The 14,876-nt window shown below is 73.6% G+C and carries 12 protein-coding genes; 9 read left to right on the plus strand and 3 right to left on the minus strand.

Annotated elements, in window-relative coordinates; all coding sequences use genetic code 11:
* Positions 1 to 458: PLP-dependent aminotransferase family protein (locus ABD335_RS02190; RefSeq protein WP_486387920.1), on the minus strand; the 458-nt coding region annotated here is incomplete at its 3' end.
* 86 nt (positions 459 to 544) lie between these two features.
* On the opposite strand from ABD335_RS02190, the gene ABD335_RS02195 reads away from it, so the two are divergent.
* From ABD335_RS02195 to ABD335_RS02220, 6 genes are all read left to right on the plus strand, one after another.
* A complete protein-coding gene (locus ABD335_RS02195) occupies positions 545 to 3,424 on the plus strand; it encodes an FAD-binding and (Fe-S)-binding domain-containing protein (RefSeq protein ID WP_344320300.1) in 2,880 nt (959 codons plus the stop codon).
* Between the two features lie 417 nt (positions 3,425 to 3,841).
* Positions 3,842 to 4,624, plus strand: a complete 783-nt coding sequence (locus ABD335_RS02200; protein ID WP_344320301.1) for a S1 family peptidase — start codon at positions 3,842 to 3,844, stop codon at positions 4,622 to 4,624.
* Positions 4,625 to 4,668: 44 nt separating this feature from the next.
* On the plus strand, positions 4,669 to 5,823 hold the full coding sequence (locus tag ABD335_RS02205; protein ID WP_344320302.1) for a phospholipase D-like domain-containing protein: 1,155 nt from the start codon (positions 4,669 to 4,671) through the stop codon (positions 5,821 to 5,823).
* Between the two features lie 245 nt (positions 5,824 to 6,068).
* Entirely contained in the window at positions 6,069 to 7,661 is a 1,593-nt protein-coding gene (locus tag ABD335_RS02210) for an alpha/beta fold hydrolase (RefSeq protein WP_344320303.1), read from the plus strand.
* 174 nt (positions 7,662 to 7,835) lie between these two features.
* Positions 7,836 to 8,444, plus strand: a complete 609-nt coding sequence (locus ABD335_RS02215) for a TetR/AcrR family transcriptional regulator (RefSeq protein ID WP_344320304.1) — start codon at positions 7,836 to 7,838, stop codon at positions 8,442 to 8,444.
* A gap of 2 nt (positions 8,445 to 8,446) precedes the next feature.
* Positions 8,447 to 8,803: a hypothetical protein gene (locus ABD335_RS02220; protein ID WP_344320305.1), complete on the plus strand. Its 357-nt coding sequence runs from the start codon at positions 8,447 to 8,449 to the stop codon at positions 8,801 to 8,803.
* 135 nt (positions 8,804 to 8,938) lie between these two features.
* Here ABD335_RS02220 and ABD335_RS02225 read toward each other — a convergent pair whose 3' ends face one another.
* Complete coding sequence (locus ABD335_RS02225; protein WP_344320306.1) at positions 8,939 to 10,039, minus strand: citrate synthase 2; 1,101 nt, start codon at positions 10,037 to 10,039, stop codon at positions 8,939 to 8,941.
* Between the two features lie 433 nt (positions 10,040 to 10,472).
* Between ABD335_RS02225 and pdxH the strand changes: the two genes are divergently transcribed.
* Entirely contained in the window at positions 10,473 to 11,096 is a 624-nt protein-coding gene (gene pdxH, locus ABD335_RS02230; protein WP_344320326.1) for a pyridoxamine 5'-phosphate oxidase, read from the plus strand.
* A 366-nt stretch (positions 11,097 to 11,462) separates the two neighbouring features.
* Complete coding sequence (locus tag ABD335_RS02235; protein ID WP_425583526.1) at positions 11,463 to 12,875, plus strand: PAS domain-containing protein; 1,413 nt, start codon at positions 11,463 to 11,465, stop codon at positions 12,873 to 12,875.
* Between the two features lie 39 nt (positions 12,876 to 12,914).
* On the opposite strand, the gene ABD335_RS02240 is transcribed toward ABD335_RS02235, so the two are convergent.
* On the minus strand, positions 12,915 to 13,667 hold the full coding sequence (locus tag ABD335_RS02240; RefSeq protein ID WP_344320307.1) for an SIS domain-containing protein: 753 nt from the start codon (positions 13,665 to 13,667) through the stop codon (positions 12,915 to 12,917).
* 241 nt (positions 13,668 to 13,908) lie between these two features.
* Between ABD335_RS02240 and ABD335_RS02245 the strand changes: the two genes are divergently transcribed.
* Positions 13,909 to 14,604 carry an iron-dependent transcriptional repressor DtxR gene (locus ABD335_RS02245; RefSeq protein ID WP_344320308.1) on the plus strand — a complete coding sequence of 232 codons (696 nt, stop codon included), beginning with the start codon at positions 13,909 to 13,911 and terminating at the stop codon, positions 14,602 to 14,604.
* The last annotated feature ends 272 nt before the right edge of the window (positions 14,605 to 14,876 follow it).

Here is a 14,876-nt window from a genome sequence, read left to right on the forward strand (position 1 = left end):
ACGCCGGTGGAGGTCTCGTTGTGGGTGAGGGCGTAGACGTCCGTGCCCGCCTCGGCGCGCGGCAGCGGGTGCGTGCCGGGCTCGGAGGAGATCACGGTCGGCTCCGCCAGCCACGGCGCGAGCTTGGCGGCCTTGGCGAACTTCGAGGAGAACTCGCCGAAGGACAGGTGCTGCGACCGCGACTCGATCAGGCCGTGGGTCGCGATGTCCCAGAAGGCGGTGGAGCCGCCGTTGCCCAGGACGACCTCGTAGCCCTCCGGGAGCCGGAACAGTTCCTTCACGCCCTCGCGGACCCGGCCGACCAGGTTCTTCACCGGGGCCTGGCGGTGGGAGGTGCCCATCAGGGTGGTGCCGGTGGCGGCCAGGGCGGTCAGCGCCTGGGGGCGCACCTTGGACGGGCCCGAGCCGAAGCGTCCGTCGGCGGGCTTGATGTCTGCGGGAATCTGGAGATCGGCCACGCAACGAGGGTAGACCTTCGCCGCCGCCCGTTCCGGCGGGCGTCCACCCCGCGAGACGCGGCGGCCGTAGGGGGCAGGCTGGTGGCATGGGTGACATGAGGGTGGAGACGGTGGGGAAGGCGGTCGGGACGGCGGAGGCGCGCGAGGTGGCGCGGGCGCTGCGGGCGGCCGTGCGCGGCGAGGTCGCCGCCGACCCCGCGAGCCGCGCGCTGGTGACGATGGACGCCTCCAACTACCGGCGGGTTCCGCTGGCCGTCGTCGCGCCGCGCGACGCCGACGACACGGCGGCGGCGCTGGCGGTGTGCCGGGAGCTGGGGGTGCCGGTGGTGCCGCGCGGCGGGGGCACCTCGATCGCCGGGCAGGCGACGGGCACGGGCGTGGTGCTGGACTTCACCCGCCACATGGCCGCGATCGAGTCGATCGACCCCGTCACCCGTACGGCCGTCGTCCAACCGGGGGTGGTCCTGGACGACCTGTGCCGGGCGGCCGGCGTCCACGGCCTGACGTTCGGCCCCGACCCCTCCACCCACAGCCGCTGCACGCTCGGCGGGATGATCGGCAACAACTCCTGCGGCTCTCACTCGGTGGCCTGGGGCACCACCGCCGACAACGTCCTCGCCCTGGACGTGCTGACCCACCGCGGCGAACGCGCCCGGCTCGCACGAGGCGGGGACGGGGTGCCGGAGCGGCTGCGCGCCGGGACGCGGGCGCTGGTGGCGGGGGAGCTCGCCCGGCTGCGCACCGGCTTCCCCGACCTGCCGCGCCGCATCTCCGGCTACGCCCTGGACGCGCTGCTGCCGGAGCGCGGCGAGGACTGGGCGCGGGCCTTCACCGGCAGCGAGGGCACGCTCGGGGTGGTCACGAGCGCCACGGTGAGGCTGGTCGAGCGGCCCGGCGCGCGGGTGCTGGCGGTGCTCGGCCACGCGGACGAGAGCGCGGCGGCGGAAGCGGCCGTCACGCTCCTTCCGTACGCCCCCCTGACCGTGGAGGGCATGGCGAGCGATCTGGTCCCCGAGGCCGAGCGCGCCGCCCTCCCCCGGGGGGAGGCGTGGCTGTTCGTCGAGGTCGGCGGCGCGGACCCGGCCGAGGCGCGGGCGAACGCCGAGCGGCTGTGCCGGGCGGCGGCCGGGGACGCCACGGGCCACGCCCTGGTCGCCGACCCGGCCGGGCAGCGCGCCCTGTGGCGGGTGCGCGAGGACGCCTCCGGCACCGCGACCCGCATGCCCGACGGCAGCGAGGCGTGGCCGGGCTGGGAGGACTGCGCGGTGCCGCCCGCCCGGCTGGGCGCGTACCTGCGGGACTTCCGCGCCCTGCTGGCCGAGCACGGGCTGCGCGGACTGCCCTACGGGCACTTCGGCGACGGCTGCGTCCACGTGCGCATCGACTTCGACCTGGTCCACGAGGAGGGCATCGCCCGCTTCCGCCGCTTCTCCACCGAGCTCGCCGACCTGGTGGTCGCGCACGGCGGGTCGCTGTCGGGCGAGCACGGCGACGGGCAGGCGCGCGCCGAGCTGCTGCCGCGGATGTACGGGCCCGAGATGGTCGAGCTGTTCGCCCGCTTCAAGGACCTGTGGGACCCCGACGGCGGCCTCAACCCGGGCATGGTCGTCCGCCCCCACCGCCTGGACGAGAACCTGCGCTTCGCGCCGCTGCCCCGCGAGCCCCTCCCCGTCGCCTTCGGCTACCCCGACGACGGCGGGGACTTCTCGGCGGCGGTACGGCGGTGCGTGGGCGTGGCCAAGTGCCGCAATGCGGCCGGGAGTCCGGGTGTGATGTGCCCCTCGTACCGGGCGACGGGGGAGGAGATGCACTCCACCCGCGGCCGGGCGCGGCTGCTCCACGAGATGCTGGCGGGGGAGGTGGTCACCGACGGGTGGCGCTCGAAGGAGGTCCTCCAGGCGCTGGACCTGTGCCTGTCCTGCAAGGGCTGCCGCCGGGACTGCCCGGTCGGGGTGGACGTGGCCACCTACAAGGCCGAGTTCCTCCACCACCACTACGCGGGCCGCCGCCGTCCCCCGGCCCACTACTCGATGGGCCGGCTGCCGGTGTGGCTGCGCGCGGTGGCCGCCACCCGCACCGCCCCGCTGGTCAACGCCCTGGCCCGGACCCCGCTCGCGGCCCTGGGCAAGCGGCTGGGCGGCATCGCGCCGGAGCGGGACCTCCCGCCGCTGCCGCGCGTCCCGTTCGTCCGCTGGTGGCGCGGGCACCGCCGGCGGAACCCCGGGCGCGGCGGGCGGCGCGTCGTGCTGTGGCCGGACACCTTCACCAACCACCTCTCGCCCGAGGCGGGCGTCGCCGCCGTCCGCGTCCTGGAGGCCGCCGGGCTGGAGGTCGTCCCGCCGCCGGGGGCGGGACGGGTCTGCTGCGGCCTGACGTGGATCTCCACTGGCCAGCTCGACGGCGCCCGCCGCGTGCTCCGCCGCACCCTGGACCGGCTGGAACCGGTGCTGGAGGCGGGCCTGCCAGTGGTCGTCCTGGAGCCGCCGTGCGCGGCGGCGCTCCGCACCGACGCGGTCGAGCTGCTGCCGGACGACCCGCGCGCGAAGCGGCTCGCCGCCTCCGTCCGCACCTTCGCGCAGGCCCTGGAGGAGTGCGCCCCCGACTGGACCCCGCCGTACGTCGACCGCCCGGTGGCCGGCCAGACCCACTGCCACCAGCACGCCGTCCTGGGCGACGCGGCGGAGCGGCGGCTGCGGGAGAAGGCGGGCCTGACGGGCGATCTGAGCGACGGGTGCTGCGGACTGGCGGGCAACTTCGGCTTCGAGGAGGGGCACTTCGAGGTCTCCGTCGCCTGCGCCGAGGAGAAGCTGCTGCCCTCGGTCCGTGCCGCCGCCCCCCACACCGTGCTGCTGGCCGACGGCTACTCCTGCCGCACCCAGCTCGCCCAGCTCGGCGGCGTGCGCGCCCGCCATCTGGCGGAGGTCCTGGCGGAGGTCCTGGCGGACGCGCCGGCGGAGAGGGAGTGAGCCGCGGAACGGAGACGCACGCCGCCGAGCCGTCCGGGCCGGCTCCGGCGGTGGCCCTGCGGAGGAGCGCTTTTCCCGGCCGCCGCCGCGCGTCTTCCCTTTCCCTTTCCGGTCCGGCCGGGCGGCCGATTTCCGGAACCGCTCGTTCCTGATTTCCGGTCTTCCGGAATTGAAAGCTCCGGAAAATCCCGTCGGTGCGGGGCGCAAGGGGGTCCTTCTCTCCGGATTTTCCGTCAAAAAGGCGAGAAGCTCCTGGTCGTGGGCTTGCCCTCGGTGGGTTTATGTCGACTTCTAACGGGTTTTATATGGTTTTGTAAATCCGGTGTCCCGCGCTCCGGCGAGCTGTGAAAATGATTGCGGTGGTGTGTGTTCGGGGATAGTGTCCCGGGGACTCTGATCTCGGTGAGGTGGGAATAAGTGCGCTCCAAGAGAATCGCAAAAATCGTCCTCGCTTTTGTCTCCGCGGTCTCCCTGGGAATCGGTGCGGCCGGTCCGGCCGCCGCGGACTCCGCGCCGGCCGCCGGGAAGACCGGGGTGGTGGGGAAGGACGGCCCCGAGAGCATCATCGGAGGCGAGACCGCCGACTCGTCCAGGGGCATGGCGGCCCTCCACCGCAACGGGGACTTCCAGTGCTCCGGGTCGATCGTCGACAACCGGTGGGTGCTGACCGCCAGGCACTGCCTGTACGACGGGGACACCAGGATTCCGGACTCCCAGCTCACGGTCCGGGTCAAGAGCCTGGACCGCACCAGCGGCGGGGGCGTCGTGGGGATATCCGACTCCAAGGTCAGGACCAACCACGACATCGCGATGCTGAAGCTCGACCGCTCCGCGAACGCCGAGCCGGTCCGCCTCGCCACCGCCAACCCCAAGGTCGGTGCCACCACCTACGTCTTCGGCTGGGGCCGGACCTGCGCGACCTGCGCCCCCAGCACCCTGCTGAAGCGCGCCACCATGCGGGTCGAGAGCATCGACGCCGACGACGTGTTCGGCGGCCGGGCCATCCGCACGTCGGGGCTCAACGGGCGCACCTGCTACGGGGACTCGGGCGGGCCGCTGTTCAAGCTCGTGGACGGCAACCGCTACCAGGTGGGAGTCGTCTCCGGAGGCAACGCGGGATGCCCCGACGACACCGGCTACCTCTTCGCGAGCACGCCCACCAGCCTCACCTGGATCCAGAACGTGATGGCGGACTTCTGACCCTCCCGCGGACGGACCACCGGACCTCGGGGAGGACGGATCCCATGACCAGACGCATCGTCACGACGGCCCTGCTGCTCGGCGCCCTGCTGATGCCGGCCGGCACCGCGACCGCGGCCGAGGAGGCCGCCGCGCCCGTCGCCACCGGAGCGGTCTTCAACGACCCCCGGGGCACCACGGCGGAGAAGAACGCCGTCAAGAACCACATCATCGGCGCGATCAACGCCACGGAGAGCGGGCGGACCATCCGCGCCGCCCTGTACGCGCTGACCGACCAGGACTACGCGGACGCGCTGATCGCGGCGCACGACCGGGGAATCCAGGTCAGGGTCGTGCTGGACTCCACGTACGCGGACCGGCCCGCCGCCCAGAGCGTGCGGGCCGCGCTCGGCGGCGACACCTCGGGCGGCTCGTGGGTGCGGGTGTGCACCGCCGGCCGGGCCTGCATCGCCGACGCCCCCGCGGACGTGAACCCGATCAACCACAACAAGTTCTTCACCTTCTCCCGGATCGGAAGCGCGGGCGAGGCGGAGGACGTGGTGATCCAGACCTCCGCCAACCAGACCTCCCTCAACGTGGAGAAGTACTGGAACAACGCCTACACCGTCGTCGGCAACACCGACCTCTACTCGGCCTACGTGGCGTACTTCAACGACCTGGCGGCCATGCAGAAGGACGGTGACTACTTCCGCCAGGGCAAGGTGGGGGCGGCGAAGTACTACTTCTTCCCGCAGGCCACCGGTGACCTCGTGGTCGACGTGCTGGACAACGTGACCTGCACGGGCAACACCTCGGTGGGCTCGGACTCGCACAAGACGGTGATCCGGGTCGGCGCGTTCGCCCTGCACCGGGACGCGGTGGCGCGCAAGCTCCGGGCGCTGGCGGACCAGGACTGCTGGGTGGAGGTGGTGTACGCCGACAGCAACGACGTCGGGATCATGCAGGGGCACCCCAGGCTGAAGCTGTACCGGCTCAACACCGCGGACGGCTACCTGGTGCACTCGAAGTACCTGACCATCGAGGGCAACTACGCGGGCCACCCGGACACCAAGTGGACCTTCACGGGTTCGCACAACCTGGACCACTCCTCGCTCCGGGAGAACGACGAGGCCCTGCTCCGGCTGGAGGGCGCGGCACCGCACGACGCCTACCGGCGGAACTTCCTCGACATGCGGGCCGCCGCCACCCCCGTCGGCTGACGCCCGGGGAGGGACACGGGCCCCGGCGCCGGGCGTCTCGGCACCGGGGCCCGTCGTGTGTCCCGCGGTCGGCGGGACAAGCCGTCGCGGCCCGCGAAGGGGCAGGTCGGGGGCGGGTGGAGCAGAAGTTACGGATGCGTAACCCGCCGAGGGGTTACCGCCGGTAAGGTACGCGCTTACTCTCGGGTCGCTTTCCCCACACGCGCCGGCTCCCCCAGGCCGGCACCCGACACAGGAGAGGGCCCATGGGACACCCTCACAGGCGCCTGCGTACCCCCGCCGCCTTCGTCGCCTCGGCCGCGGTGCTGGCCGGGGCCGCCGTCGGCCCGGCCTCCACCGCCCACGCCACGACCGATTCGCCGACCGTCCGGTTCGTCGACATCCCCGGCGACGGCGGCACGAAGCTCGCCGCCAACGTCGTCGTCCCCGGCGACGCCTCGGCGGGCACCTCCACCGACGGCGACGGCGAGCGCCGCTACCCGCTCGTCGTGCTCCCCACCAGCTGGTCCATGCCGCAGATCGAGTACCTCGCCCAGGCGAAGAAGCTCGCCGCGTCCGGCTACGTCGTGCTCAGCTACAACTCGCGCGGCTTCCTCCAGTCCGGCGGCACCATCGAGGTCGCCGGTCCCCCGGACATAGCCGACGCCTCGAAGGTCATCGACTGGGCGTTGGCCAACACCCCCGCCGACCCCGAGCGCGTCGGCATGGCCGGCATCTCCTACGGCGCCGGCATCAGCCTGCTGGCTTCGGCGTTCGACGAGCGGATCAGGGCCGTGGTCGCGATGAGCGGCTGGGCGGACCTCGTCGACTCCATCTACAGCGGCCGCACCCAGCACACCCAGGCGGCGGCGTTCCTCACCGGCACCGGCTACCTCACCGGCCGCCCCGGCGAGGAGTTCGAGGAGATCGTCAAGGGCTTCCTCGGCTCCGACCTGGAGAAGGAGGCCGACATGATCGCCTGGGGCAAGAAGCGCTCCGCCGCGACCCACATCGACAGGATCAACGCCAACGGCGCCGCGATCATGCTGGGCAACGCCTGGGGCGACTCGATCTTCCCGCCCAACCAGTACGTCGACTTCTACGAGAAGCTGACCGGCCCCAAGCGTCTGGAGCTGCGGCCCGGCGACCACGCCACCCCCGAGATGGCCGGTCTGCTGGGGCTGCCCAACGACGTGTGGAACAGCGCCGAGCGCTGGCTCGACCACCACCTCAAGGGCGAGGACAACGGCGTCGACGAGGAGCCGCCCGTCCGACTCGGCGTCCGCGGCGGCGGCCGGGAGAGCCACCCGACCTGGAAGGCCGTCTCCTCGGGGACCGAGCGGATCGCGCTGGACGACACCGAGCGGATCGTGGCGAACGTCGACTCGGGCGCCAACGGCGGGACGGTCATGCTCTCCGGCGTCCTCGACCAGCTCGCGAACGTCGCGCCGACGGTGTCCGTCCCGCTGCTGCCGGACCGGTACGCCGCCGTCTGGCGGTCGGAGCGGTACGCCGACGAGCGACGGATCCGCGGCACCGTGAAGCTGCGCACCACGGTGACGAGCACCGAGGCCGACGGCACCTTCGTCGCCCACCTGTACGACGTGAACGCGCTGGGCGTGGGCAAGCTGGTCACCCACGCGCCGTTCAGCTTCCACGACAAGACGCCGGGCGAGGCGTTCGACGTGGACCTGGAGCTGTTCTCCACCGCCTACGATGTCGCGGCCGGCCACCGGCTCGCCCTGGTGATCGACACCGTCGACCCGCTCTACGCCGAGCACAACCCGGCCTGGGCGAAGCTCACGTTCTCCTCCTCCGCCGGGAAGCCCTCGTACGTCGAGATCCCCGTGCGCGACTGAGGCCGCGCGACCGGGCCACAGGGCCGCGCTCCGCTCCCGGCGGGGTGCGGCCCTCCGCGTTCCACCGCGGCGCACCGCGTCCCACCGGGCGGAGCCGGGGCGGAACCGGGTGCGCCGGAATTTGAGAACAATCGTTCTTGACCGATCGTTCTCAAATCGCGTACCGTTGCCGGCATGGGGAGACCACGCGCGTTCGACGAGGAGCGGGCCGTCGAGGCGGCGGCCGAGCTGTTCGCCCGCCGCGGCTACGAGGGCACCTCCGTCGACGACCTCGTCACCACGCTCGGCGTCCACCGGGGCAGCCTCTACAAGGTGTTCGGCAGCAAGCGCGGCCTCTACCTCGCCGCGCTCCGCCGCCACCTGGACCGGCACGTCCTGCCGCTCGCCGACGAACTGGTCGGGGCGTCGGACCCGCGCCGGGCCCTCGCCACGGCCTCGGCCGCCTACGACAGCGGCCCGGCCGCCGGACTGCTGCTGCTGGCCCAGGCCGAGCTGGCGCACCGCGACCCCGAGGTCGCCGCGTTGACGGCGGAGGCGTTCGGCGCGCTGGAGAAGGCGATCGCCGGCGTCCTGGCCGCGTCGGACGGCCCGGCCGCCGAGGCGGGGCCGCACCTGGCCGCGGCCCTGACCGCGACCGTGCTCGGCCTGCGGCTGCGCTCCCGCACCACCGGCGCCGCCGGCGCCGGCCCCGAAGCGGCGCACGCGCTGGCCGCGTGCCTCGCGCCCCCGCCCGCCGACCGTCCGACGGGCCCGACCGGCCCGGACGCACCGACAGGAGACTGACCATGGCCCGCGTCACCGTCGTCGACGACACCCTCACCATCGAGATGGAGGGTCTCGACAAGCTCTGGGCGCTCAAGAGCCGTCTGGAGATACCCCTCGCCAACGTCCGGGGAGCCACTCGCGACCCCGGCATCGTCCGCGAGCCCAAGGGCATACGCGCGCCGGGCACCCACCTGCCCGGCGTCATCGTCGCGGGCACCTTCCACCGCGACGGCGAACGGGTCTTCTGGGACGTGAAGGACCCCGACAAGGCCGTCGTCATCGAACTCGCCGACGAGCGGTACGCCCGCCTCGTGGTGGAGGTCGACGACCCCCGCGCCACCGTCGACCTCGTGGAGCGCGCCAGACGGGCGAGGTGACGGGCCGCCGCCGGGCGGGGTCGGGCCACGGGCCGCACGACACGGCGGCCCCGGCGCGGAGGTCACCGCACCGGGGCCGGAAGGCCGCGTGAAGCCGCTCGGTTCCACGCGGAACCGAGGGAACCGCGAAAGGGGTCAGTGGGCGATCTCGTCGTAGCCCTCGACCTCGCGCGGGCTGCGCGGACCGGGACCGACGTAGCGCGCGGAGGGACGCACCAGCCGACCGGTGCGCTTCTGCTCCAGGATGTGCGCCGACCAGCCGGCGGTGCGGGCGCAGGTGAACATCGAGGTGAACATGTGCGCCGGAACCTCGGCGAAGTCCAGCACGATCGCCGCCCAGAACTCCACGTTGGTGGCCAGCACCCGGTCCGGACGCCGGTTGTGGAGCTCCTCCAGCGCCGCCTTCTCCAGCGCCTCGGCGACCTCGTAGCGCGGCGCGCCCAGCTCCTTGGCGGTGCGGCGCAGCACGCGCGCCCGCGGGTCCTCGGCGCGGTAGACGCGGTGGCCGAAGCCCATCAGGCGCTCGCCCTTGTCCAGGGCCCGCTTGACGTACCCCTCGGCGTCCCCGGTCCGCTCGATCTCCTCGATCATCCCCAGCACCCGGGAGGGCGCGCCGCCGTGCAGCGGGCCGGACATCGCGCCGACCGCGCCCGACAGCGCCGCCGCCACGTCGGCGCCGGTGGAGGCGATGACGCGGGCGGTGAAGGTGGAGGCGTTCATGCCGTGCTCGGCGGCCGACGTCCAGTAGGCGTCCACGGCCGCGACGTGCTTGGGGTCGGGCTCGCCCCGCCAGCGGCGCATGAAGCGCTCCACGACGGTCTCGGCCTTGTCGATCTCCTTCTGCGGGACCATCGGCAGGCCCTGTCCGCGCGCCGACTGGGCCACGTAGGACAGCGCCATCACCGCGGCCCGCGCCAGGTCCTCGCGGGCCTGCTCCTCGTCGATGTCCAGCAGCGGTTTCAGGCCCCACACGGGCGCGAGCATCGCCAGCGCGGACTGCACGTCCACCCGGATGTCACCGGAGTGCACCGGGATGGGGAAGGGCTCGGCGGGGGGCAGGCCGGGGTTGAAGCTGCCGTCCACCAGCAGACCCCACACGTTTCCGAAGGAGACGTGGCCCACCAGGTCCTCGATGTCCACGCCCCGGTAGCGGAGGGCGCCGCCCTCCTTGTCGGGTTCGGCGATCTCCGTCTCGAACGCGACGACTCCTTCGAGCCCGGGTACGAACTCGGACATCAGGCGGCTCCTCGTATCTGGTTCGGCGGGAGGGCGACAACGGGACGACCCAAGGGGGCCGATCGGCTCTCGATGGGTCCACCGGTGCGGTTCCGCCGCCGTGGGGGAGTCGGCGGTCCGGGCCGGTGCCCGGTCGTGCCCACGTTGCCGGTGGTCACCGGCAACGGCTGGTCGGACACGATAGCCCGCGCTGTGCGAAGGCCACAGTCCTCCAGCCGGCGATTCTGTCGGGTTCGGTGGATGCGGGGAAGGGTGAGATGCGGCACACTTCGCTTTTCTCCGGGCCAGGTGTACGGAAGGTGGAGAACGGGCAAGCTGATTCGCCCGTGCCGGGCGCCTCGTGACGGCGATGTTGCAAGATGAACGCGTGCCTCAAGCCGACGACGCAGCCCGTGAAGCCCTCGCCCACCGTCCGCACCTGGACCCCGCCTCGATGCGGGCCCACTACCGCGCGGAGGGGCTCCGCACGGAGGATCTCGCCGACGACCCGTACCAGCAGTTCCTGCGCTGGTTCGAGGACGCGGTGACCGCCGGACTGCACGAGCCGAACGCGATGGTCGTCTCCACGGCGGACGAACGCGGGCGGCCCAGTTCCCGCACGGTCCTGCTCAAGCAGTTCGACGAGCGCGGTTTCGTCTTCTACACCAACTACGGCTCCCGCAAGGGGCGCGAGATCGAGGCGAACCCGTACGTCTCGCTGCTCTTCCCCTGGCACGCCATCGCCCGCCAGGTGATCGTCTCCGGTCGGGCGGAGCGCACCGGCCGGGACGAGACGGCGGCCTACTTCCGCACCCGTCCGCACGGCTCGCAACTGGGCGCGTGGGCCAGCGAGCAGTCCTCGAAGGTGGCCTCCCGGGAGGAGCTGGACCGCACCTACGAGGCCCTGGCCGCCCGCTACCCGGAGACGGAGGACGTCCCGGTGCCGCCGCGGTGGGGCGGCTACCGCGTCGTGGCGGAGACGGTGGAGTTCTGGCAGGGGCGCGAGAACCGCCTCCACGACCGGCTGCGCTACGTCAGGACGGACGCGGGCTGGACGGTCGAGCGCCTCTGCCCCTGACGGCCGTCCTCGCCGGAACGCAGACGACCCGCGGGCCTGGCCCCGGTCGCGCCGTGCGCGACGGGGGTCGGTCGGACGTACCGACAGCCCGCGGGTCGGGTGACTGCTTGGGATTGGCCGGCGGTGCCGGCGTCACGCTGTGACGTACGGCTCCTAGGCCGCAGCCACCTCACGCGTCCGGTAACAACTCATCTGCCGAACCACCTCCCTTCTCGTGTACCTCGCACGTTAAGCGCGGGCGCCGGGGAACGACAAGCGAATTTCGGGGGTACAACGATTTTCCCGAACCGCGTGTGGGGTGGGTCACGTTCGAGTTGAATGATCGGGAGTGCAGTTGCGCGCAGCGTGCCAGCCGGGGGTGTCCAGGTGACCGCTCAGTCCGAGACCCACTTCGAACACGGCGCCGGTGACGGAGGCGACGTCCGCGGCGGTTCCGCCGGACCGGTGCCTCCGATCCCCGGCCCCGGGAGACTCCGCGGCGCCGAGAGCGAGCGGCTGCTGACGGCCCTCCTGGACGGCATGGACGCGGCCCTGTGCGCCTTCGACGCCGACGGCGTCGTGACCCACTGGAACCGCGAGGCCGAGCGCATCCTGGGCTGGACGAAGGAGGAGGCCGTCGGCCGCCGGGGGCTGGCGGGCTGGGCGGTCCGCACGGCCGACGCCGCGGACGTCCAGGCCCGGCTGTTCGGCGCGATGACCGCGCCCGGCCGCCAGGTCCACGAGTTCGCGCTGCTTCGCAAGGACGGCGGGCGGGTGCTGGTGCGCACCCAGTCCTCCGGGGTGCGCGGCGCCGACGGCAGGCCCGCCGGCGTGTACTGCGCGTTCAGCGAGGTGCGCACGCAGATCGACCTGGAGCGGTCGATCGCCCTGAGCGAGGCGCTGTTCGAGGACGCCTCGTGGGGGGTGGTCCTGGTCGACGCCGATCTGCGCCCGGCCGTCGCCAACGTCCACGCCGCCCGCGCGCTGCGCGTCGGCCGGACGTCGATGCTCGGACGACCGCTGGGCGAACTGGTGGGGGAGGGCGTGGAGGAGTTGGAGAGCGCCCTCCAGCACGTGCTGGCGGAGGGCCCCACCCAGGGTCCGGCGGAGCTGTGGGTGACGCTGCGCGCGGACTCCGACCGGACGGACGGGGGCGGCGGGGACGCGCGCCGCTGCTGGCGCAGCGGCTTCCTGCGGCTGGTCTCCCCGATGGCGGAGGAGGCCCCGGTGCCCCTGGGCGTGGCGTGGTTCTTCCAGGACGTCACCGAGGCCAAGCGGGTCGAGCAGGACGCGGCGCGGTCCCGGTTCCGCGGCAACCAGCTCCACCGGGCGACCCGGGCCGCGGCCGAGTGCGAGGATCCGATGGAGGCGGCGTCGGTCCACCTGGACTTCGCCCTGGCGGGCTTCGCCGACCACGCGCTGCTGGACCTGGCGGCCGGCGACTCCCCGGTGCGCCTGATCCGCACGGCCGAGGCGCCCGCGCCGGGCACGGCGGCGACGGGCGTCCCGATGCGCTACCCGGAGGACCACCCGGCCCTCCAGGCGTTCGAGCGCTGCGGCCCGGTCCGCACGAGCGTGGGCGGCACGGCGGTGCCGGGGTGGGCGCGGGCCCGCAGGTGGCCGGAGGGCACGGTGCACGGGCTGTGCGTGGTCCTGCGCAGCCGGGGGCGCTCCCTGGGCGTGCTCACGTTCCTGCGCGGCCCGAGCCGCCGCGGGTTCGACCGCTCGGACGTCCTCTACGCGGAGGCCGTCGCGGACCGCGTCGCCACCGCGGTCGACCTCGCCCGCGCCCTGGCCTGAGCCCGGGGCCGGGCCCCGACCCGGACCCGGGCCGGGGCGTCAGCGGTAGAAGATGCGGTCCGCGTACTCCTCCATCACGCGGCCGTTCCACTCGTGCCCGCCGTCCACGTTCCCCGAGCGCAGCAGGGGCGGGGTGATGCCGCGGGCGGCCAGCTCGCCGGCCGCCGTGGCGACGACGGCCTGCATGATCGCGCTCGTCACGACCGTCGAGGCGGGGGCGAAGGGGGCGTCGATGCCGTCCGCCGTCAGCTCCGCGTCGCCCACCGCGATCTTGCTGTCGACGACGACGTCGCAGTGGTCCTTCAGGAACGTGCCCGAGGCGTTGCGCGGGGTGGTGCCCTCCGCGTACGCGACCGAGGTGACGCCGATCACCTTCAGACCGAGCTCCCGGGCGCGGGAGGCCATCTCCACGGGCAGCGTGTTGCGGCCGGACAGGGAGATCACCACCAGGACGTCGCCCGCCCGCACCGGGCCCGTGTCCAGCACGGCGGAGGCCAGGCCCGTCACCCGCTCCAGCGCGCTGCCCAGGGTCGCGGGCACGACGTCGACGCCGACGGCGCCCGGGACGGGCAGGAGGTTCATCACGGCGAGGCCGCCCGCCCGGTAGACCACGTCCTGGGCGGGCAGCGAGGAGTGCCCCGCGCCGAAGGCGAAGACGCGACCGCCGGAGGCGAAGGCGTCGGCGATCAGCTTCCCGGCCGCCGCGACGGTCTCGGACTCCTCCTCCCGCACCCGCGCCAGCAGACCGATGGCCGCGTCGATGAACCGCTCCGCCAGCCCGTTCCCGCTCATGTCCGTACGGCCTCCCGTCGTCGTGACGCGTCCCGGCGCGCCCGCCCCCGAGCGCCCGGGGCGCCGGGGGTGCCCGTGCGACACCGCGATCACGGTGAGGTCTGGACCACTGTCCTGTCAACACCGTCCCGACGGCGCGGCGAGGCCGCCCGAGCGGCCTCCGACAGGCCGGGCACGGTTGTCGGGCCCATGCGTCAGAATTGGATGTCAGGGCCACCGCACGAGCTGACGAGGGGCGCGCATGTCCGGACTCATCGACACCACGGAGATGTATCTCCGCACCATCCTGGAGCTGGAGGAGGAGGGCGTGGTCCCCATGCGTGCCCGGATCGCCGAGCGGCTCGACCAGAGCGGCCCGACGGTCAGCCAGACGGTCGCGCGGATGGAGCGCGACGGTCTGCTCAAGGTGGCCGGGGACCGGCACCTGGAGCTGACCGAGGAGGGCCGGCGGCTGGCGACGCGCGTGATGCGCAAGCACCGGCTGGCCGAGTGCCTGCTCGTCGACGTGATCGGCCTGGAGTGGGAGCAGGTGCACGCGGAGGCGTGTCGCTGGGAGCACGTGATGAGCGAGGCGGTCGAGCGCCGCGTGCTCGAACTGCTCCGCCACCCCACCGAGTCCCCGTACGGCAACCCGATCCCGGGCCTGGAGGAGCTGGGCGAGCCGACGGAGGCCGGCCCGTTCCTGAGCGACGACATGGTGAGCCTGTCCGACCTGGACGCGGGCGCCGACGGCAAGACGGTCGTGGTGCGCCGCATCGGCGAGCCGATCCAGACGGACGCCCAGCTGATGTACACGCTGCGCCGGGCCGGTGTGCAGCCGGGCGCGGTGGTCAGCGTGACGGCGGGCGCGGGCGGCGGTGTGCAGGTCGGCAGCGGCGGGGAGGCGGCGGAGCTGTCCCCCGCGGTCGCCGCGCACGTGTTCGTCGCCAAGCGCTAGTCGAGCCGGCCGGGAAGGCCGCGCGGGCCGGCCCCGCGGCCCCGGCCGTTCCCACCCCCCACGTCCCCGGGCGGTCCCTTCCGACGCGCCGGGAGCCGGAGGTCGTCCCGGCGCCGGCACGTCGGCGCCGGGACGCGGCGGATTCCTCACCACCGGAGTTGCCGGAATCCGGGCGGCGGAGGCCGCGTCGTGACACGCTTTCGGATACGCGTACGCGGACGAGGGGAGTCGTCCATGGGGGTCGTGAAAGCACCGGGATCCCGGCGCCGTGT

The sequence above is a fragment of the Streptomyces macrosporus genome (assembly GCF_039533145.1).
Taxonomy (GTDB): Bacteria; Actinomycetota; Actinomycetes; order Streptomycetales; family Streptomycetaceae; genus Streptomyces; species Streptomyces macrosporus.

What these genes read in the sequence shown, in the direction of transcription:
- ABD335_RS02195 (WP_344320300.1), top strand. Translation starts at nt 545, where the DNA reads ATGGGTGACATGAGGGTGGAGACGGTGGGGAAGGCGGTCGGGACGGCG.
- ABD335_RS02205 (WP_344320302.1), top strand. Translation starts at nt 4,669, where the DNA reads ATGACCAGACGCATCGTCACGACGGCCCTGCTGCTCGGCGCCCTGCTG.
- ABD335_RS02210 (WP_344320303.1), top strand. Translation starts at nt 6,069, where the DNA reads ATGGGACACCCTCACAGGCGCCTGCGTACCCCCGCCGCCTTCGTCGCC.
- ABD335_RS02215 (WP_344320304.1), top strand. Translation starts at nt 7,836, where the DNA reads ATGGGGAGACCACGCGCGTTCGACGAGGAGCGGGCCGTCGAGGCGGCG.
- ABD335_RS02220 (WP_344320305.1), top strand. Translation starts at nt 8,447, where the DNA reads ATGGCCCGCGTCACCGTCGTCGACGACACCCTCACCATCGAGATGGAG.
- ABD335_RS02225 (WP_344320306.1), bottom strand. Translation starts at nt 10,039, where the DNA reads ATGTCCGAGTTCGTACCCGGGCTCGAAGGAGTCGTCGCGTTCGAGACG.
- pdxH (WP_344320326.1), top strand. Translation starts at nt 10,473, where the DNA reads ATGCGGGCCCACTACCGCGCGGAGGGGCTCCGCACGGAGGATCTCGCC.
- ABD335_RS02240 (WP_344320307.1), bottom strand. Translation starts at nt 13,667, where the DNA reads ATGAGCGGGAACGGGCTGGCGGAGCGGTTCATCGACGCGGCCATCGGT.
- ABD335_RS02245 (WP_344320308.1), top strand. Translation starts at nt 13,909, where the DNA reads ATGTCCGGACTCATCGACACCACGGAGATGTATCTCCGCACCATCCTG.